At 73.2% G+C, this 19,081-nt stretch carries 16 protein-coding genes; 10 read left to right on the forward strand and 6 right to left on the reverse strand.

Annotation, left to right across the window (positions count from 1 at the left end; all coding sequences use genetic code 11):
• Both rnc and mutM read left to right on the forward strand, forming a co-directional pair.
• Complete coding sequence (rnc, locus tag ACO4JP_RS06520; RefSeq protein WP_425956567.1) at positions 1-735, forward strand: ribonuclease III; 735 nt, start codon at positions 1-3, stop codon at positions 733-735.
• Complete coding sequence (gene mutM / locus ACO4JP_RS06525) at positions 728-1,657, forward strand: bifunctional DNA-formamidopyrimidine glycosylase/DNA-(apurinic or apyrimidinic site) lyase (RefSeq protein WP_425956568.1); 930 nt, start codon at positions 728-730, stop codon at positions 1,655-1,657. Before rnc ends, mutM begins: the two co-directional genes overlap by 8 nt.
• Before the next feature lie 52 nt (positions 1,658-1,709).
• Here the strand turns inward: mutM and ACO4JP_RS06530 are convergent, their stop codons facing one another.
• Positions 1,710-2,666, reverse strand: a complete 957-nt coding sequence (locus ACO4JP_RS06530; protein ID WP_425956569.1) for an NAD(P)-dependent oxidoreductase — start codon at positions 2,664-2,666, stop codon at positions 1,710-1,712.
• Between the two features lie 34 nt (positions 2,667-2,700).
• Between ACO4JP_RS06530 and ACO4JP_RS06535 the strand changes: the two genes are divergently transcribed.
• Positions 2,701-3,291 carry a GNAT family N-acetyltransferase gene (locus ACO4JP_RS06535; protein WP_425956570.1) on the forward strand — a complete coding sequence of 197 codons (591 nt, stop codon included), beginning with the start codon at positions 2,701-2,703 and terminating at the stop codon, positions 3,289-3,291.
• On the opposite strand, the gene cydC is transcribed toward ACO4JP_RS06535, so the two are convergent.
• Genes cydC through ACO4JP_RS06555 form a run of 4 tightly spaced genes read right to left on the reverse strand, consistent with a single transcriptional unit; the run spans position 3,288 to position 9,380 of the window.
• A complete protein-coding gene (gene cydC / locus ACO4JP_RS06540) occupies positions 3,288-5,033 on the reverse strand; it encodes a thiol reductant ABC exporter subunit CydC (protein WP_425956571.1) in 1,746 nt (581 codons plus the stop codon). The two genes, ACO4JP_RS06535 and cydC, sit on opposite strands and share 4 nt — an antisense overlap.
• A complete protein-coding gene (cydD, locus tag ACO4JP_RS06545; RefSeq protein ID WP_425956572.1) occupies positions 5,030-6,751 on the reverse strand; it encodes a thiol reductant ABC exporter subunit CydD in 1,722 nt (573 codons plus the stop codon). Before cydD ends, cydC begins: the two co-directional genes overlap by 4 nt.
• Positions 6,752-6,758: 7 nt before the next feature.
• Complete coding sequence (gene cydB, locus ACO4JP_RS06550) at positions 6,759-7,847, reverse strand: cytochrome d ubiquinol oxidase subunit II (protein WP_425956573.1); 1,089 nt, start codon at positions 7,845-7,847, stop codon at positions 6,759-6,761.
• A gap of 27 nt (positions 7,848-7,874) precedes the next feature.
• On the reverse strand, positions 7,875-9,380 hold the full coding sequence (locus ACO4JP_RS06555) for a cytochrome ubiquinol oxidase subunit I (protein WP_425956574.1): 1,506 nt from the start codon (positions 9,378-9,380) through the stop codon (positions 7,875-7,877).
• Positions 9,381-9,855: 475 nt separating this feature from the next.
• Between ACO4JP_RS06555 and ACO4JP_RS06560 the strand changes: the two genes are divergently transcribed.
• Both ACO4JP_RS06560 and ACO4JP_RS06565 read left to right on the forward strand, forming a co-directional pair.
• Positions 9,856-12,774: an Rne/Rng family ribonuclease gene (locus tag ACO4JP_RS06560; protein WP_425956575.1), complete on the forward strand. Its 2,919-nt coding sequence runs from the start codon at positions 9,856-9,858 to the stop codon at positions 12,772-12,774.
• A 61-nt stretch (positions 12,775-12,835) separates the two neighbouring features.
• Entirely contained in the window at positions 12,836-13,354 is a 519-nt protein-coding gene (locus ACO4JP_RS06565; protein ID WP_425957063.1) for a thymidine kinase, read from the forward strand.
• Positions 13,355-13,358: 4 nt separating this feature from the next.
• On the opposite strand, the gene ACO4JP_RS06570 is transcribed toward ACO4JP_RS06565, so the two are convergent.
• Positions 13,359-13,964, reverse strand: coding sequence for a protein-L-isoaspartate O-methyltransferase family protein (locus ACO4JP_RS06570; RefSeq protein WP_425956576.1), 606 nt, complete (start codon positions 13,962-13,964; stop codon positions 13,359-13,361).
• Between the two features lie 54 nt (positions 13,965-14,018).
• Between ACO4JP_RS06570 and ACO4JP_RS06575 the strand changes: the two genes are divergently transcribed.
• The 5 genes from ACO4JP_RS06575 (at position 14,019) to ACO4JP_RS06595 (ending at position 19,039) form a co-directional block, all read left to right on the forward strand.
• A complete protein-coding gene (locus tag ACO4JP_RS06575) occupies positions 14,019-14,225 on the forward strand; it encodes a dodecin family protein (protein ID WP_425956577.1) in 207 nt (68 codons plus the stop codon).
• Positions 14,226-14,377: 152 nt separating this feature from the next.
• A complete protein-coding gene (gene rplU / locus ACO4JP_RS06580) occupies positions 14,378-14,686 on the forward strand; it encodes a 50S ribosomal protein L21 (protein WP_425956578.1) in 309 nt (102 codons plus the stop codon).
• 67 nt (positions 14,687-14,753) lie between these two features.
• The gene (rpmA, locus tag ACO4JP_RS06585; protein ID WP_425956579.1) at positions 14,754-15,011 is read left to right on the forward strand and encodes a 50S ribosomal protein L27; all 258 of its coding nucleotides are present in this window, start codon (positions 14,754-14,756) and stop codon (positions 15,009-15,011) included.
• An 82-nt stretch (positions 15,012-15,093) separates the two neighbouring features.
• Positions 15,094-16,611 carry a GTPase ObgE gene (gene obgE, locus ACO4JP_RS06590; RefSeq protein ID WP_425956580.1) on the forward strand — a complete coding sequence of 506 codons (1,518 nt, stop codon included), beginning with the start codon at positions 15,094-15,096 and terminating at the stop codon, positions 16,609-16,611.
• Between the two features lie 160 nt (positions 16,612-16,771).
• Entirely contained in the window at positions 16,772-19,039 is a 2,268-nt protein-coding gene (locus ACO4JP_RS06595) for an immune inhibitor A domain-containing protein (RefSeq protein ID WP_425956581.1), read from the forward strand.
• Positions 19,040-19,081 lie beyond the last annotated feature (42 nt).

The raw sequence follows: 19,081 nt of genomic DNA on the forward strand, positions 1-19,081 counted from the left end.
GTGCCTGCGAACGGCACGGCCGCGTCCGCGCGGCACGAGCCGACCGCTCTTCTCGAGAAGCTCGGGGTCCACCTGGACCCCGAGCTTCTCGTCCTTGCCCTGACCCACAGGTCGTTCGCGCACGAGGCCGGCGGCATCCCCACCAACGAGCGCCTGGAGTTCCTGGGCGACACCGTGCTGGGGCTCGTGGTCACGGAGGCGCTCTACCGCAGGCACCCGGACCTGCCCGAGGGCGAGCTCGCGAAGATGCGGGCCGCGACGGTCTCGCAGCGGTCGCTGGCCGCGGTGGCCAGGTCCCTCGGTCTCGGCTCGTACGTGCTGCTCGGCAAGGGCGAGATGCGCACGCGCGGGTACGAGAAGGACTCGATCCTGTCGGACACCGTCGAGGCGCTCATCGGGGCGACCTACCTCTCGCACGGCCTGGAGGTGGCGCGCGAGCTGGTCCACCGGCTCGTCGACGAGACCCTCGACGCCGCGGCAGGCCTCGGCGCGGGCCTCGACTGGAAGACGTCGCTGCAGGAGGCCGCAGCCGAGCGAGGGCTCGGCGCGCCGGTCTACCACGTGGACGCCGAGGGCCCCGAGCACGCGCGGTTGTTCCACGCGCAGGTCACGGCCGGCCCCGTGCTGGGCATGGGGACGGGCACAGCCAAGAAGCATGCCGAGCAGGAGGCCGCCGAGCAGGCGTACCTGGCGCTCCAGGACGTCCCTCTCGAGACCCCCGACGCGGGTGCCTGAGCTCCCCGAGGTCGAGACCGTCCGCGACGGCCTCGCCCGGCTCGTGCTGGGCGCGCGCGTGCGGGACGTCGAGGTGTTCCGGGACTACAGCGTGCGCCGGCACGACGGCGGTGCGCGGTCGTTCGCCGACCAGCTGCGGGGCCGGACGCTCGTAGCGGCGGCGCGGCGCGGCAAGTTCCTGTGGCTGCCGCTGGGCGACGGGGCCGCGCTGCTCGCGCACCTCGGCATGTCCGGCCAGCTGCTCGTGCGCGACGGCTCCGACCCCTGGGTGCACCCGCACCTGCGGGTGCGGGTGCACCTCGAGCACGCGCCCTCCGGGGGGACAGCCCTCGACTTCGTCGACCAGCGCACCTTCGGGCACCTCGCCGTCGTCGACCTGGTCCCGACGCCTGAAGGTGCCCCGGGCGGCCTCGGCACCGACGAGCCCGCCGTTCCCGCGCCAGTCGCCCACATCGGCCGCGACCTCCTCGACCCCGTGCTCGCGCGCGGAGGTCCGGGCCGCGCGGCCGTCGTCGACGCCGTGCGGCGGCGTCGCACCGGAGTCAAGCGGGCCCTGCTGGACCAGACCCTGGTGAGCGGCGTCGGGAACATCTACGCCGACGAGGCGCTGTGGCGCGCACGGCTGCACTACGCGCGGGCGACCGACACGATGCGGGCCGCGGACGTGCACCGGCTGCTCGACGCGGCGGAGGACGTCATGCGCGAGGCGCTGGCGGTGGGCGGCACGAGCTTCGACACGCTGTACGTCAACGTCAACGGGGAGTCGGGCTACTTCTCGCGGGGCCTGGCGGTCTACGGCCGCGAGGGCGAGCCGTGCCCGCGCTGCGGCACCCCGATCCGCCGGGAGCCGTTCATGAACCGCAGCGCGTACACGTGCCCGCGCTGCCAGCGCCGCCCGAGCGCGGCACACACCCGCTGGTGACTTACCGCGCGAGATAGTGCCTTCGGCGGCGACGTAGTGCCCGGCCGCGGCCCTATCTCGCGACCAGGTTCTGCAGGGAGCCCGGGCCCGTCTGCTTCCAGGCGCGGAGCTGGGCCGTCAGGAACTCCTTCGCGTGCTGGGGGCGGCCACCCGCCACGTGCGGCGTGATGATCAGGTTCGGCGCGTCCCACAGCGGCGAGGCTGCCGGGAGCGGCTCCACCTCGGTCACGTCCAGGGCCGCACCTGCCAGCGCACCCGAGCGCAGCGCCGCGACCAGCGCGCCCTCGTCCACCGTCGCGCCCCGGCCCGCGTTGACGAACCGCGCGTGCGGTGGCAGCAGCGCGAGCGTCGCGGCGTCGAGCGCGTGGCGCGTGGCGGGGGTGGCCGGCAGGAGCGAGATCAGGACGTCGGTCTCCGGCAGCAGCGCGCTCAGCCCGGCGTAGTCGACCACGGGGTACCCGGCCCGCTCGCCCGCCGTGCTCGCCACGCCGGCCACGCGGGCGCCCATCGCGGCCAGCAGCGGGGCGAGCCGCTCGGCGATCGAGCCGAAGCCCCAGATCGTCACGCGGGCGCCGTCGAGCGTGTAGGTCGGGCCCGCCTCGGCCGAGGCTTGCTCCTTGCCGAGCCCGCGGTCCCAGTCGTGCGACCGCTGCGAGGCGAGCGAGCGGTCGATCCGCCGCACCGTGGCCAGCACGAGCGCCAGGGTGTGCTCCGCGACCGTCCCGTCGTGCAGCCCACGGCCCGAGGAGACGACGACTCCGGGCGCGAACCCCGCAGCGAGCACGGCGTCGGGCCCGGCCGTGAGGGTCTGCACCCAGCGCAGGCGGGTCAGCCGGCGGGCCGCGTCCTCGAGCACGCGGGCCGGCGACGCCCAGGTGACCAGGACGTCCGCGTCGGCGTGCTCGTCCGGGATCGCGTCGCGCATGACGTAGGGCACGACGACGTCCGCGGGATCGTCGAGCAGGGGCGCGGAGTCGAACGGGACGTTGCCGGGAACGAGGATCTTCACGCCCCGGACGCTACCGCGGCCATCGTCGGGCAGGATGAGCGCCATGCAGGTCGTGCCCGCGCACGCGGTGCCCTGGGACGACGTCGTCGCCGTGTTCGGCACGCGGGGCGACGCCGCACACTGCTGGTGCCAGTGGTGGAAGCTCGGTAACGCGGACTTCCGCGCAGCGAACGACGTCGAGATGTGCGACGCGCTCCACGCGCAGGCGGGTGATGCCGGCAGCTCGCCGGGCGTCGTGGCGTACCGGGACGGCGTGCCCGTCGGCTGGTGCGGCGTCGAGCCGCGGCGGCGGTACGCCCGCATCCCGCGCACGCGGGCGCTCGCGGCGGCCCTCGACGGCCAGGACCTGGACGACGTCGGAGTGTGGTCCGTCGTCTGCTTCGTGGTGCCGCGCGAGCACCGGGGGAAGGGTGTCACGCGCGCCCTCCTCACCGGTGCGGTCGAGGTCGCCCGCGACGCCGGGGCGCGGGTCGTCGAGGCGTACCCGATCGACACCGCTGGGCGGCGTGTCCCGTCCGCCGACCTCTACCACGGGCCGCTCGGCGTGTTCACCGACGCAGGGTTCGACGTCGTCGGCTGGCAGCGGCCCGGCCGGCCCGTGGTGCGGCTCGAGCTGGTGGGTTAGAGGTTCGCGGTCTCCTGGCCGGCCGCCCACGCATAGTCCGCGACGTCCCGCAGCAGCTCCGCGTGCGACCCCCGCGCCGTGACGGTCGCGGGCCCGTCGCCGTCCCGGCCGATCATGAGGACCTCGTCGGCATCATGCGCTGCCATCAGCCGGTGCGTCGCGAGAACGACGGCGCCCCCGGTCGCGCGGGCGTGCGTCGCGAGCGCTGCGACGACGGCGTCGGCGGCCGGGGCGTCGAGGTGCTCCGCCGGCTCGTCGACAAGCAGCACGCGCGCGGGGCTGAGCAGGGCGCGGGCCACGAGGAGGCGCCGGCGCTCGCCGCCGGAGACGGTGGTGGCCCCGCCGCCGAGCACGGTGTCGAGGCCGTCCGGGAGGGCGTCGACCCACGGGGTCAGGCCGACGGCGTCGAGGGCGCCGCGGGCGTCGTCGGGCGTGACGTCTCCGCGGGCCACGCGCAGGTTCTCGAGGACGGTGGTCTCGAAGACGTGGCCGTCTTCGGCGAGGAAGAGCGAGGCGGCCCCAGGCTCCGAGGCCACGCTGCCGTCTCGTGGCGGCAGCAGCCCGGCGGCGGTCATGAGCAGCGTCGTCTTGCCGACGCCGGAGGGCCCGACGAGCGCGACGACGGCACCGGGTGCGAGCGCGAGGTCGACGCCGCCGACGGCGGGGGAGCCCGCGGAAGGCCACCCGGCCGCGACGCCGTCGAGCGCGAGCAGCGCACTCGAGCCCGCGCTGTCAGGCCCAGAGGGCACGGGGCTGCCCCCGGGCCCTGACAACTCGTCTGAGAGGTCAGCGGGGAGCAGCGCCGCCAGACGGGCGGCCGCCTCGCGCGAGCGGCGGAGCTGGACGGCCGCCGCCGGGAGCACGCCCGTCACCTCGAACACCGCGAGCGGGGTCAGCACCACCACGGCGAGCTCCACCGGCGCGAGCGAGCCGGCGTGGAGCGCCCCCATGCCGAGCGCGAGCGCCGCGATGACGGACAGCGTCTGCGCGCCGGCGCCGATCGCCGCGGAGACGCCGGCCGTGCGGGCGCCGTCGTCACCGGCGGTGGTGAGGCGCGCGTCGGCGTCGCGGAGTGCGGCGAGCTCGGCGTCGAGCCTGCCCGCGACCCGCAGCTGCTGGCCCTCCTCGAGCAGCCCGAGCGTGCGGGCGGTCACCTCGGCGCGCGCGGCGGCACCGGCGGCCTCGGTCGCGGCAGACGCGCGGGCGGCGAGCCAGGGTGCCAGCACCCCCGTGAGCAGCAGGCACCCGAGCAGGGCCAGCGCCGCCGTCGGGAGGAACGCCCCGACCAGCGCGACCGACGCGAGCCCCACGACGAGCGCGACCCCGGCCGGCACGAGCGACTTGACCACGACCTCGCCGACGGCGTCGACGTCGGCCCCGACGCGGGCGAGCAGGTCCCCGCGCCGGAGTCCGACGACGCCGGTCACCGGCCCGCGGGCCAGCGCGTCGTAGAGGTTGGCGCGCAACGCCGACATCCCGCCGAGCGCGACGTCGTGCGAGGCGAGGCGTTCGAGATACCGCAGGACGCCGCGCCCGACGCCGAACGCCCGGACCGTCACGACGGCGACCGACAGCGTCATTACGGGCGGCATCTGCGAGGCGCGCGCGATGAGCCACGCGGACACGGCAGCCAGCCCGACGGAGCAGCCGAGCGCGAGCGAACCCAGCAGCACCGCGCGCAGCACGCGCGCCGGGCGCACCTCGAGCAGCGGCAGCACCGTGCGCAGCGGGTCGCGGCTCATGCGGGCACCTCCTCGAGGGCGCGGGCCTCGACGTCGACGAGCTGGTCGGCGAGGGCGACGAGCGACTCGCGGTGCGCGACGACGAGGACCGTGCGACCGGCGTCGCGCCAGGCCCGCACGGTGTCGAGCACGACCCGCTCGCCGGCGGCGTCGAGGTGCGCGGTCGGCTCGTCGAGCACGACGACGGGCCGCCCCGCCCCGGCGAGCAGTGCGGAAGTGAGCGCGACCCGCTGCCGCTGCCCGACCGACAGGCCGACCCCGCCGAGCCCGACGCGCGTGTCCCAGCCGTCGGGCAGCGAGCCGACGACGAGGTCGAGCCCGGTGGTCCGTGCGGCCGCGGCCAAGGCGTCGTCGTCGAGATCAGGCCCGCCCCCGACGACGTCGCGCAGGCGTCCAGGCGCGATCGCGGGCCGCTGTGGCACCCACACGACGTGCGCCCACCACCATGCGGGGTCGACGTCGTCGAGCGGGACGACCGCGGTCCGCCCTGCTTCTGCGAGCTCGAGGGAGACCGCGCCCGCGTCCGGACGGAGCAGACCCAGCAGCACCTGGACCGCCGTCGACTTGCCGGCCCCCGAGGCACCCCGCAGCACCACCACGCGGCCGTCGCCCGGCGCTCCGGAACCGAGCTCGATCCGGGCCGTCAGCCCCGCCGGCGCCTCGACGGCCCGCTCCCCGGCCCGCACCGTCACGCCGTCGAGCACGACGGCCCGCACCGCACCCGAGGGCGCTGCCAGGGGGCCCGGCGCGACCGCGCCCGGCTCCGTCTCCAGCACCGCGAACGCCTTCTCGGCCGCCGCGATCCCGTCGGTCGAGGCATGGAACTGCGCCCCGACCGCCCGCAGCGGCAGGTAGACCTCCGGCGCCAGCATGATCACGGCCAGGCCCGTCTCCAGGCCCATCCCACCGGACACGAGCCGCAGCCCGACGCCGACGGCCACGACGGCCACGGACAGCGTGGTGAGCAGCTCCAGCACCATGCCGGACAGGAACGCGACCCGCAGCGTCCCCATCGTCGCCCGCTTCGACGCGTCGCCCAGCGCCCGCACGCGAGCTCCAGGACCGGACTCGCGCCCGAACGCGCGCAACGTCGGCAGCCCGGCCAGCAGGTCGAGCACCTGCGCGCCGAGCCGCTGCACCACCGCGAGCCGCCGCTCCGACGTTCCCTGCGTCATAAGCCCCACGAGCCACATGAACAGCGGCACCAGCGGCAGCGTCACGACGCACACCACGAGCGACACCCAGTCGAGCCCGAACAGCACGAGCAGCACCGCGGGCGTCACCAGGGCGGTGAGCAGCAGCGACGGCAGGTACCGCACGAGGTACGGCTCGAGGGCGTCGAGCCCGCGCGTCGCGAGCGTCGCGACCTCCGCCTGCCGCGACCCGGCGGCCCAGCGCGGGCCCAGCGCCACGGCGTGCGCGACCACCTGCGAGCGCAGCTCCGCGACGGTCCGTGCGGCGGCCCGCTGCGCGTACCGCTCCTGCGCCCAGGCGACGACGGCGCGGCCGCCCGCGACGGCCGCGAGGCCGCCGAGGGTGCGCGCCGCCGTCGGGCCGGCCACGGACCCGTGGGTCACGAGCGCGGCCAGCAGGGACGCGACGAGCAGCGCCTGCGCGACGACGAGCACGGCCGAGACCAAGCCCAGCCCGGCGGTGAGCACGACGTACCGCCGGGCGGAGCGGGCGCGGCGCAGCAGGCGCGGGTCGAGGGGCTTCACGCTGTCGTCACGTGAGGTCCGACGGACGGACGGCCGGCTCGTCGTTCGCGCCCAGCGCGTCGCGGACCTTCATCCAGGTGAGCCCTGCCGGGGCGGGGAGGTCCCTCGAGGTCAGGCGACGGCGGAACACCCAGTACGTCCAGCTCTGGTAGACGATGACGAGGGGCGTGAGGATCACGGCGACCCAGGTCATGACGGTGAGCGTGTAGTCGGTCGACGAGGCGTCGGCGATCGAGAGCGACGGCCCGCCCTCGCGGCCGGGCATGACGTCGGGGTACATCGACCCGAAGATCAGCACGACGGCGGCGACGATCGCCACGGCCGAGAGCCCGAACGCCCAGCCCTCGCGCCCGCGGGCGTTGGTGAGCACGACCCCGACCAGGGCTGCCGCGGCGACCGCGACGGCCGCCCAGGTCCAGGTCACCGAGTACGCGACCTGCGCCCACACGGCCCAGCCGCCCGCGACCACGACGGCGGCGAGGGCGAACCGCGCGGCGAACGACCGGGCCCGGTCCCGCAGCTCGCCGTCGGTCTTGAGGGCGAGGAACACCGACCCGTGCAGCAGGAACAGCACGAGCGTCGTCAGGCCACCCAGGAGCGCGAACGGGTTGATCAGCGCCCAGAACCCGCCGACGTACTGGTGGTCGGCGTCGAGCAGGACGCCCCGCACCAGGTTGGCGAACGCGACACCCCACAGGACCGCGGGGATCCACGAGCCCACCTGGATGAGCACGTCGAACCGGTGACCCCACGCTTCGGAGGCGATCTTGCCCCGCCACTCGAACGCGACCACGCGCACGATGAGGGCGAGCAGGATGATCAGCAGCGGCACGTAGAACCCGGAGAACAGGGTGGCGTACCACTCGGGGAACGCGGCGAACGTCGCGCCGCCCGCTGTGAGCAGCCACACCTCGTTGCCGTCCCACACCGGGCCGATCGTGTTGATGAGCACGCGGCGCTCGACCACCTTCTGGTCGCGCGTCCCGCGCGGGAACAGCGAGAGCAGCATCCCCACGCCGAAGTCGAAGCCCTCGAGCACGAGGTACCCCGTCCACAGGACGGCGATGAGGACGAACCACAGGATCGTCAGGTCCATCTCAGGTCTCCAGTCTCTGCTCGGTGCTCAGTAGGCGAAGGACAGGGGGCGGTCGGCGTCGTCCTCGCCCGCGGCGACGCGCGCCTCAGGGGACTCGTCGTGCACCTGCGGCACGCCCTCGATCGCGTAGCGGTGGATCAGGCGGTACCAGATCACCCCGAGCGCGGCGTACAGCAGCGTGAACAGGACCAGCGACGCCAGGATGACGCCCGCGGGCACGGCGGTGGACACGCCCCGCTCGGTCAGCAGGCGCACCTCGTCGATGCCGGTCGGGTTGGGCGCGACGACCCAGGGCTGGCGGCCCACCTCGGTGAAGATCCACCCGAAGGAGCAGGCGAGGAACGGCATCGGGATCGCCAGGATCGCGAGGCGCGAGAGCCACCTGGACTCCGAGGTCCGGCCTCGACGGGTGTCCCACAGCGCCCAGAGCGCGAGGGCCGCGGAGAACACGGCCAGGCCGATCATGAGGCGGAACGCCCAGAAGGTGATGCCGAGGGGCGGGGTGTAGCTGATGGGGTTGCCGGCGTCGTCGGTCGCGCCGAACCTGGCCTCCATCTGGCGCTGGACGTCGTTGACGCCCGGCAGCTCCGACTTGGGGCCGGAGAAGTGGCCGGTGCCCAGGAAGCTGGCGAGACCCGGGACCGAGACGACGCGCGTGAGGTCGTCGCAGGTCGGGTTCCATGGGCCGACGGTGAGGATCGAGAACGCCGCGCCCTGCTCGGCCTTGCACAGACCCTCGGCGGCCGACATCTTGCCGGGTTGCTGCTGGTACATGATCTTTCCCTGCGCGTCGCCCGAGAGGATGACGCCGACGCCGGCCACCAGCATCACGCAGGCGCCCAGGACCACCGCCGGCCGGTAGGTGCTGCGCGCGAGCTCGACCAGCTCGGGCTTTCTCGAGCGGACCAGGCGCACCATCCACCACGTGGCTACGCCGCAGACGAACGTGCCGGCGACGAGGAACGCCGCCGTGATGGTGTGCGGGAACGCGGCCCACAGCGTGTTGTTGGTGAGGATCGCGCCGATGGACTCCATCTCCGCACGTCCCGTCTCCGGGTTGTACGTGGTGCCCACGGGGTGCTGCATCCACGAGTTCGCCGCGAGGATGAAGAACGCGGACAGGTTCGTGCCGATGGCCAGCAGCCAGATGCACGCGAGGTGCACCTTCTTGTTGAGGCGGTCCCAGCCGAAGATCCACAGGCCCAGGAACGTCGACTCGACGAAGAACGCCGCGAGCGCCTCCATGGCGAGGGGGGCTCCGAACACGTCGCCGACGAAGCGCGAGTACTCGCTCCAGGCCATGCCGAACTGGAACTCCTGGACGATGCCGGTGGCGACGCCGAGCGCGAAGTTGATGAGCAGCAGCTTCCCGAAGAACTTGGTCAGCCGCAGCCACCGCTCGTTCTTGGTCACCACCCAGGCCGTCTGCATGCCGGCGACGAGCGGCGCGAGGCCGATCGTCAGCGGCACGAGGACGAAGTGGTAGACGGTCGTGATGGCGAACTGCCACCGGGCGAGCGCGAGAGCATCCACGGAGCGTCTCCAGGTCTCGGAACGAGGGGTGCGGCCACGCCAGCACGGATCGTCTCCGCACGTCGGGGCACGCGAGCAGCCTGCTCGTGAAGTTCTTCACGAGTCAATACGACACGGTGTGACCTCGCTCGCACATCAGGGACGAGTCACCTCAGTCCCAGTGCACACCTCCGCTCGGAGACGCGCCCGGCGTGCCGCCGCGCCGCCGACACGCCCGGTGGGTGCGATACTGGATCGCAACCGTCAGGGGCCACATCACCCTGTCGGCCACGAGCTCGCAGCTCCCGCGTCCGCACGCGGTGCCGCGGTCAGGGTGTCGATAGGAGCCCTGGCCGCCCGGCGTCCGCGAAGACGAGTCAGCAGCCGGCCGTCACCGAGACTTCCGTCCGGTGCCCGCGCCCAGCGCGGCAACGGACGACGACCGCCTCGCGGTCCTCAGGTGTGGGGGGACGGCCGGGCAGCAGGAGCACAGCGCGTGACCTCTGAGAACAACGACAACACGACCCGCAAGCCCGCACGGCGCCGCGTGACCCGCCCGGCCGGCGGCCCGCCCGCCGGTGCGGCGACGCCCGACCTAGGCATCACGCTCCCGACGCGCGACGCCGCCCCTGAGGTGCCTGTCGAGGCGCCCGCCGCGACCCCGGAGCCCGCCGCCGAGGCTGCTCCGGCGGCCCCGGCCCGCCGTTCGCGCCGTGCCTCCCGCCCCGCGTCCACGCCGCCGGTCGGCGACGAGCCGACCCTCGCCGACATCGTCCTGCCCCCGCGGGCCGCGGAGCCGCAGACCCAGCCGCAGCCTGACGCCGAGGCGCCTCGCAGCGGCTCCCGCCGCGCGGTCCGCACCCTCGACGACATCGAGCTGCCGAACGGGCCGGCCGCCGAGGCGCCCGCGACGTCCGACGCCGGCGAGCCCGCGCCCCGCCGCAGCCGCTCGCGCGCGAAGGCCGCGCCCGCCGAGCCCGCCGCCGAGGCCGAGGCCGAGGCCCCCGCTGCCCCGAAGCGCGCCACGCGGTCGCGTCGCGCCCGCTCCGACCAGCAGGAGCCGGCCGCCCCGGCCACCGCCGAGACCACGGCGCCCGCCGAGGCCCCGGTCGCGACCGAGGCGCCGGCCCCTGCGGAGCAGGCCCCGCCGGCCAAGAACACGGCAGTCCGGACCCCCGGGACGACGACGCCGCGCCTGGCCACGACCGCGATGCTCTTCCAGGCTCCCGACCTCACGACCGCGCGCCGCCCGCGCCGCGCGCAGGCCCCGGCGGGCCCGCCGCACCCGCACGAGGAGGTCGCCGCCCCCGAGACGCCGGTCGAGGCGCCCGTGGCTGCACCCGCGCCCGTGGCCGCACCCGCACCCGCACCCGCGCCGGAGCCCGCCGTGCTCACCGGCGAGGAGGCAGCTGCCGCCGAGGAGGTCGCCGCGATCGAGGCCGAGCTCCTGGCCGACGGCGTCGAGCTCGTCGACCTGGGCCCGGAGGACCTGGTCGAGGACGAGGAGGACGTCGAGCTCGAGGCGTTCGACGACCGCCCGCGCCGCCGTCGTCGCCGGGGTGGCCGCGGCCGCCGCAGCGGCCGCCGTCCCGAGGACGACGAGGAGGACGAGGAGGGCGACGAGGAGGCCGAGGAGGACGAGACGCTCGCCGACGAGACGGGCGACGAGACCGCCGAGGACGAGGCCGACGAGGCCGGGGACGAGGAGGGCGGCACCTCACGCCGCCGTCGCCGCCGCCGGCGCGGCTCGCGCGCCGAGCGCGCCGAGACCACCCGCTCGCGCTCGACCGACGAGGTCACCGCGCTCAAGGGCTCGACGCGCCTCGAGGCCAAGCGCCAGCGCCGCCGCGAGGGCCGCGACGCCGGCCGCCGCCGCCAGATCATCACCGAGGCCGAGTTCCTCGCGCGCCGGGAGTCGGTGTCGCGCTCGATGGTCGTGCGCGAGAGGAACGGCCGCACGCAGATCGCCGTGCTCGAGGACGGCGTGCTCGTCGAGCACTACGTCTCGCAGCAGTCGCAGGCGTCGACGGTCGGCAACGTCTACCTGGGCCGCGTGCAGAACGTGCTGCCGTCCATGGAGGCCGCGTTCGTCGACGTCGGCAAGGGCCGCAACGCCGTGCTGTACGCGGGCGAGGTCAACTGGGACGCCGCCGGTCTCGAGGGCGGCCAGCCGCGCAAGATCGAGGCGGCGCTCAAGTCGGGCGACTCGGTGCTGGTGCAGGTCACCAAGGACCCGATCGGTCACAAGGGCGCCCGCCTGACGTCGCAGGTCACGCTCGCGGGCCGCTACCTCGTGCTCGTGCCGGGCGGCGGCATGACGGGCATCAGCCGCAAGCTGCCCGACGTCGAGCGCAACCGCCTCAAGAAGATCCTGCGCGAGATCGTGCCGGAGAGCGCCGGCGTCATCGTCCGCACCGCCGCCGAGGGTGCCTCGGAGGAGGAGCTGCGGGCCGACGTCGAGCGCCTGGAGTCGCAGTGGGCCGCGATCACGACCAAGGCCGAGAAGTCCACCACCAGTGCTCCGGCGCTGCTGCAGGGTGAGCCCGACCTGGCGATCCGCGTGGTCCGCGACATCTTCAACGACGACTTCTCGTCGTTGATCGTCGAGGGCGACGGGGCGTGGCAGGAGGTGTCCTCGTACGTCGAGGAGCTGGCCCCCGACCTGCGCGAGCGCGTGACCAAGTGGGCCGACAATGCCGACGTCTTCACCGTGCACCGGGTCGACGAGCAGCTCGCCAAGGGCATGGACCGCAAGGTCTGGCTGCCGTCGGGCGGCTCGCTCGTCATCGACCGCACCGAGGCGATGACGGTCATCGACGTCAACACCGGCAAGTTCACGGGCGCGGGCGGCACCCTCGAGGAGACGGTCACTCGCAACAACCTCGAGGCGGCCGAGGAGATCGTCCGTCAGCTCCGCCTGCGCGACATCGGCGGCATCATCGTCATCGACTTCATCGACATGGTGCTCGAGTCGAACCGCGACCTGGTGCTGCGGCGCCTCGTCGAGTGCCTCGGCCGCGACCGCACCAAGCACCAGGTGGCCGAGGTGACGTCGCTGGGCCTGGTCCAGATGACGCGCAAGCGGGTGGGCCAGGGCCTGGTCGAGGCGTTCAGCGAGACCTGCGAGCACTGCAAGGGCCGCGGGTTCGTCGTCCACACCGAGCCCGTCGAGAAGGGCCACGTGCAGATCGAGACCGCCGACGCCGGCACCGCGGCGAGCGAGTCGAAGCGCGCACGCCGCCGTCGCGGCGCCGCGGCCAAGCCCGCCGAGGCTGTCCCGCACGCGGAGCTGCCGAAGCTGCCCGAGGACAACTCGGAGGCCCGCGAGGCCGTGAAGGCGACCCTGGCGACGATCGCCGCCGCGGCCGCGCACGCGCACGACCAGGCGGCCGCGGCCGAGCAGCCGGAAGGCTGACCCGGCCGTGGGCGCGCCCGCGCGGTTCGCCGAGGGGCGCGTCGAGGTCGTCGCCGGGCCGATGTTCGCCGGCAAGTCCGAGGAGCTCGTGCGGCGTGTGCGCCGCGCGCGGCTCGCGGGCCGCGGGGTCGTCGTCGTGAACCACGCGCTCGACGTGCGCGCGGGCGGCGGGAAGGTGGCCTCGCACTCGGGGCTCGAGGTGCCGTCGGCGACAGCGTCGACGGCGGCCGAGATTCCCGCGCTCGTGGAGCCGGGGACCGAGATGGTCGCGATCGACGAGGCCCAGTTCTTCGGCCCTGAGCTCGTGGACGTCGTCGTGGGGCTCGCGGACAAGGGTCTGGTCGTGGTGGTCGCGGGGCTCTCCGTGACGTTCGACGGCCGGCCGTTCGAACCGCTGCCCGCTCTCATGGCGGTGGCCGAGCGGGTCGACAAGCTCACCGCCGTGTGCATGGTGTGCGGCCGCGACGCCGCGTACCACGTCCGGATCACGCGCGACGACGTCGCCCCTGAGGTCGCCGACCCCGCGCACGTGGGCGGCACCGAGAGCTACCAGGCCCGCTGCCGCGAGCACCGCGGCTGAGGCGTCAGTCCTCGATCAGCGGCACGAACGAGTAGGTCCCGTGGTCGCTGCACCGGATCGCGCCCTGGTCGTCGACATCGACCCGGACCATCGCGTGCCGCACCGGGATGACCATCCGTCCGCCCGGGGCCAGCTGGTCCACGAGGGCCTGGGGGAGCTCCTGGGCCGCAGCCGAGACGAGGACCCGCTGCCACCCGCCGTCGCGCGGCCAGCCCAGCACCCCGCGTCGCGCGAGCACCTCGCGGGCCCACGGCATGCCGTACCGCGCGAGGTTCGCGGCGCCCCACGCGGCCAGGTCGGCGCGCCGCTCGACGCCCAGCACCTGGCCCTCGGATCCGACCAGGTGCCCGAGCAGCGCCGTCGTCCAGCCGGACCCCGCCCCGACGTCGAGCACGGCGGACCCCGGCGGGACGTCGAGCAGGCGCAGCATCGCCACGACCGTGGACGGCTGCGAGCAGGTCTGGCCGTGGCCGATCTCGAGCGGGCGGTCCTGGTCCGCCCACGGCCGCGCGGCCCGGGGGAGGAACCCCCGGCGGTCGATGGCGCGCAGTGCGGCGTCGACGGCGTCGGCCTCCATCCGTCCATGGTCCGCCCGGGTGGCGAGGCTCACCAGGGCGCGTGATGCTCGAACCACGGATCCGCACCGCCGACGAAGGGGACGGACATGGCTGGCACGGTGGCACGCATCACGGAGATCAGCGCTCGGTCGGACGTCAGCTTCGACGACGCGATCAAGGTCGGCATCGACCGCGCGACAGCGACGTTGCGCAACGTGCAAGGTGCCTGGGTCAAGGAGCAGAAGGTCGACGTCACCGACGGTGCGATCACGCACTATCAGGTCGTGCTGGAGATCACGTTCGTCCTCGAATGAGGCTCGTGTAGACTTCTGAGTCGGCACGCCCATCGGCGTGCCAGTCCCGTGTGCCCACGGACGCACCGCACTCGACCGCCGCGGCGGGCCGAGTTGCAGAACAAGACGGTGAACGACGCCGTGCGGCACGCCCAGACCAGGAGAGACGCAACATGGTTTACGCGATCGTCAAGGCCGGTGGCCGTCAGGAGAAGGTGTCCGTCGGCGACATCGTCGTGATGAACAGCATCGAGGCAAAGGCCGGCGACGTCGTCGAGCTGCCCGCGCTTCTGCTGGTCGACGGGGAGAAGGTGACCACCGACGCCGAGAAGCTGGCGAAGGTCAAGGTCACGGCTGAGGTCGTCCGGGACGAAAAGGGCCCGAAGATCGTCATCCTCAAGTACAAGAACAAGACCGGCTACCGCAAGCGCCAGGGTCACCGTCAGTCGCTGACCCGCCTCAAGGTCACCGGCATCAAGTGACTTCCGCTGCGGATGCCCCGGCGTCCGCGCGATCTTCTTCCCGTACGTCCTGAAAGCAGGTCCTGAGATGGCACACAAGAAGGGCGCGAGCTCCTCGCGCAACGGTCGTGACTCGAACGCCCAGTCGCTCGGCGTGAAGCGCTTCGGCGGCCAGGTCGTCAAGTCGGGCGAGATCATCGTCCGCCAGCGCGGCACCCACTTCCACCCGGGCGAGAACGTCGGCCGCGGTGGCGACGACACGCTCTTCGCGCTGTCCGCCGGTGCGGTCAAGTTCGCGACGCGTCGTGGCCGCAAGGTCGTGGACATCGTCACGGTCGAGGTCTGAGCTTGCACCGCTGATCGTTCTTTCGCAGAGGGGCGTGCCGCGAGCGGCACGCCCCTCTCGCTTTGCCTGAGAGGATTCACCCATGGCCAGCTTCGTCGACAGGGTCGTATTGCACGCCGCCGGCGGTGACGGCGGTCACGGCGTCGCCTCGATCCGCCGCGAGAAGTTCAAGCCGCTCGCCGGCCCCGACGGCGGCAACGGCGGCGACGGCGGCAGCGTCCGCCTCGTCGTCGACCCGCAGACGACGACGCTGCTCGCCTACCACCACTCGCCGCACCGCCGCGCGACCGGTGGCACGCAGGGCATGGGCGACGACCGCGACGGCGCCAAGGGCGAGGACCTGGTGCTGACCGTGCCCGACGGCACCGTGGTCAAGGACCTCGACGGCAACGTGCTGGCGGACCTCGTCGGCGCCGGCGCCGAGTACGTCGTCGCGGCCGGCGGTCGCGGCGGCCTGGGCAACCGGGCTCTGTCGTCGCCCAAGCGCAAGGCTCCGGGTTTCGCGCTGCTGGGCGAGCCGGGCGGGCTGGCCGACGTCGTCCTCGAGCTGAAGACCATCGCCGACGTCGCGCTCGTGGGATTCCCGAGCGCGGGCAAGTCCTCGCTCGTCGCGGCGGTCTCGGCCGCGCGCCCCAAGATCGCCGACTACCCGTTCACCACGCTGGTGCCGAACCTGGGCGTGGTCGAGGCGGGCGACATGCGCTTCACCGTCGCCGACGTGCCGGGACTCATCCCGGGCGCGAGCGAGGGCAAGGGCCTGGGCCTGGAGTTCCTCCGGCACATCGAGCGCACCGCCGTCATCGTGCACGTGCTCGACTGCGCGACGCTCGAGCCCGACCGCGACCCGATCAGCGACCTGGACGTCATCGAGAGCGAGCTCGCGGCGTACGCGGGCGATCTCGGCATCGAGGGTGGCCGCGTGCCGCTCACCGAGCGTCCGCGCCTGGTGGTGCTCAACAAGATCGACGTGCCCGAGGCGCGCGAGCTCGCCGAGTTCGTCAAGCCCGAGCTCGAGGCGCGCGGGCTGCCCGTCTTCGAGATCTCGACCGCCAGCCACGAAGGGCTGCGCCAGCTGACGTTCGCCCTCGGGGCGATCGTGGCCGAGGCCCGCGCGGCAGCGCCCGCCCCGGAGCCGACGCGCATCGTGCTGCGCCCCAAGGCCGTCGACGAGGCGGGCTTCACCGTCACGCGCAAGCAGGACGCCGACAGCGTGTACTTCGAGGTGCGCGGGTCCAAGCCGGAGCGCTGGGTGCGCCAGACGGACTTCAACAACGACGAGGCCGTGGGCTTCCTCGCCGACCGGCTCGCGAAGCTCGGCGTCGAGGAGCGGCTGTACAAGGTCGGCGCCGTCGCGGGCGACGAGGTGCGCATCGGCGACGAGCGCAACGCCGTCGTCTTCGACTGGGAGCCGACGCTCATGACCGGGCCGGAGCTGCTCGGCTCGCGCGGCACCGACCTGCGCCTCGAGGACCGCTCGCGCAAGACGCGCGCCGAGAAGCGCGAGGAGTTCACGGACCGCATGGACGCCAAGACCGAGGCGCGCCGCGAGCTCTGGACGGAGCGCGAGGCGGGGCACTGGACGAATCCGGACGCCGACTGAGAAATTGCTCGGCGCTCCTGATGGTAAGGAGCGTCACACCTCCCTACGCTTCGGGTCAGCCCCGGCATCACGCCGGGGTTTGACACGATGCAGGGAGGTAGCAGTGCGCAGAGTTTCAGCGGTTGCCGCGGGCTTGGCACTCGTCGGAGCGTGCCTGGCCGTGGCACCGGCTCAGGCGACACCCATCGTCAGCCCTCAGGGGTCCGAGATCGTCCCCTCCGACAACCTGCCCAACCCGCTTGCAGACAAGCAGGCGGCGTTGCGTGAGCAGGCGATCCAGCAGGTCCTGGCCGGGGATGCCCAGGTCCAGACGATCAACGGGTCGAAGGTCGTCGACATGAGTGCAGGCCTGGGCAAGGGCCGGACCCGTGGCGGCAAGGACTCCTACCAGTCGAAGTACGTCAAGGTTGCCAACGAGGGAACGGACCGCATCTTCGTCGTGCTCGTGCAGTTCGGGGACCAGGCGTCCCCGTACCCGCCGGACCCGGCGGCGCAGCGCACCGAGGGCCCGCTGCGCAACCAGATCCCGGAGCCGGACCGGTCGAAGGACAACTCGACCGTCTGGCGGTCGGACTACTCACAGTCTTATTTCCAGGACCTCTACTTCGGCAATAACGACGAGTCGCTCAAGGGCTACATGGAGACGCAGTCGTCGGGCCGCTACAGCGTCGACGGCACGGTGACGGACTGGGTCAAGGTGCCCTACACGGAGGGTCGCTACGGCACCGACGCCTGCGGCTCCACCGTGTGCAGCACGGTCAAGCTCCTCATCCGTGACGCCGCGAAGCAGTGGGTCGACGACCAGCTGGCCGCCGGCCGCACCATGGCCGACGTCAAGGCCGAGCTCGCCACGTTCGACGTCCAGGACCGCTACGACCTCGACGGCGACGGCAACTTCAACGAGCCCGACGGCTGGATCGACCACTTCCAGATCGTCCACGCCGGCGGTGACGAGGCCGACGGCGACCCGATCTACGGGACGGACGCCATCTGGAGCCACCGCTGGTACTCGAACCTTGCCTATGGTCCGTCGTGCTACGACGGCCGCGCCTGCAACACGGGTACGCCGATCGGCGGCACCATCAACGGCGACGGCAGCGTGACCGCGACCGACGACTACACCGGGTTCTACGTCGGCGACTACACGATCCAGCCGGAGAACGGCGGCCGGTCGGTGTTCGACCACGAGTACACGCACGACCTCGGGCTGCCCGACGACTACAACGTCAACTACAGCGTCGACAACAACAACGAGCACTGGACCCTCATGGCCCAGAGCCGCCTGGGATCCGCCACCGACCAGGGCATCGGCGAGCGTGCCGGCGACCTCGGCGCGTGGAACAAGCTCCAGCTCGGCTGGCTCGACTACTCCTACGTCCCCGCCGGCCAGAAGAAGACCCTGACCCTCGGTGCGAGCGAGTACAACTCGAAGGATCCGCAGGCGCTGATCGTCGGACTGCCCGAGAAGGCGGTCCAGCACTCGATGGACCCGCCGTACGAGGGCAACGGCCAGTACTACTCGGGATACCGCCCCAACGCCATCACCACCCTCACCAGGACGGTGACGGTCCCGGCCGGCAACCCGACGCTGACGTTCCAGGGCAAGTGGGACATCGAGACCGGGTACGACTACGTGCAGGTGCTCGCCAACGGCGCGCAGCTCGCGGTCTGGGACGGCACGCAGGCCACCTGGCTGCAGAAGTCGGTCGACCTGTCCGCGTACGCCGGGCAGACGATCACGCTGTCCTTCGCCTACGTCACCGACCCGGCCGTCGGCGGTAACGTCGAGTCGGTCCCGGACGGCATCGTGCTCGACGACATCAGGCTCGGCGGCGTCGTCATCGGCGACGCGGAGAACGGTCTCGGCGACTGGACCACGAACGCGACGGACGGGTTCATCGTCGCGGGCTCCCAGTACACGACCTACCACCCGGGGTACTACATCGCGGCCAACCGCACCTACGTCTCCCACGACAGGTACCTGCAGACCGGGCCGTACTTCTTCGGGTACGGGGCGGCGCTCCCGGACAAGGTCGACCACTACGCATACCAGCAAGGTCTGCTGATCTCGTACTGGGACACGTCGTACCAGGACAACGACACGGTGACCCACCCCGGCGCCGGCCGGAACCTGTACGTCGACGCGCACCCGCAGCCGTTCGCACAGACGTCGACCGGCAACCTGTGGCGGGCACGCGTGCAGATCTACGACGCCCCCTTCGGCCTCGCGCCGACGGACAAGGTGACGCTGCACGTCGACGGCGTCGCGAACACCTTCGGCGGCCTGCCCGGCAACCCGGTGTTCAACGACCGAGACAAGTACTTCTTCGACGAGCTGCCCAACCAGGGCGTCAAGCTGCCGGGGGTAGGCGTCAGCATCGCGGTCAAGACCCAGAACGGCACGAAGATGACGGTCAAGGTCTCCTGACCCCGCCTGACGACGGCCGGCGCCCGGGGAGGACCGCTCCCC

The organism is Xylanimonas sp. McL0601, assembly GCF_049852175.1.
GTDB lineage: Bacteria > Actinomycetota > Actinomycetes > Actinomycetales > Cellulomonadaceae > Xylanimonas.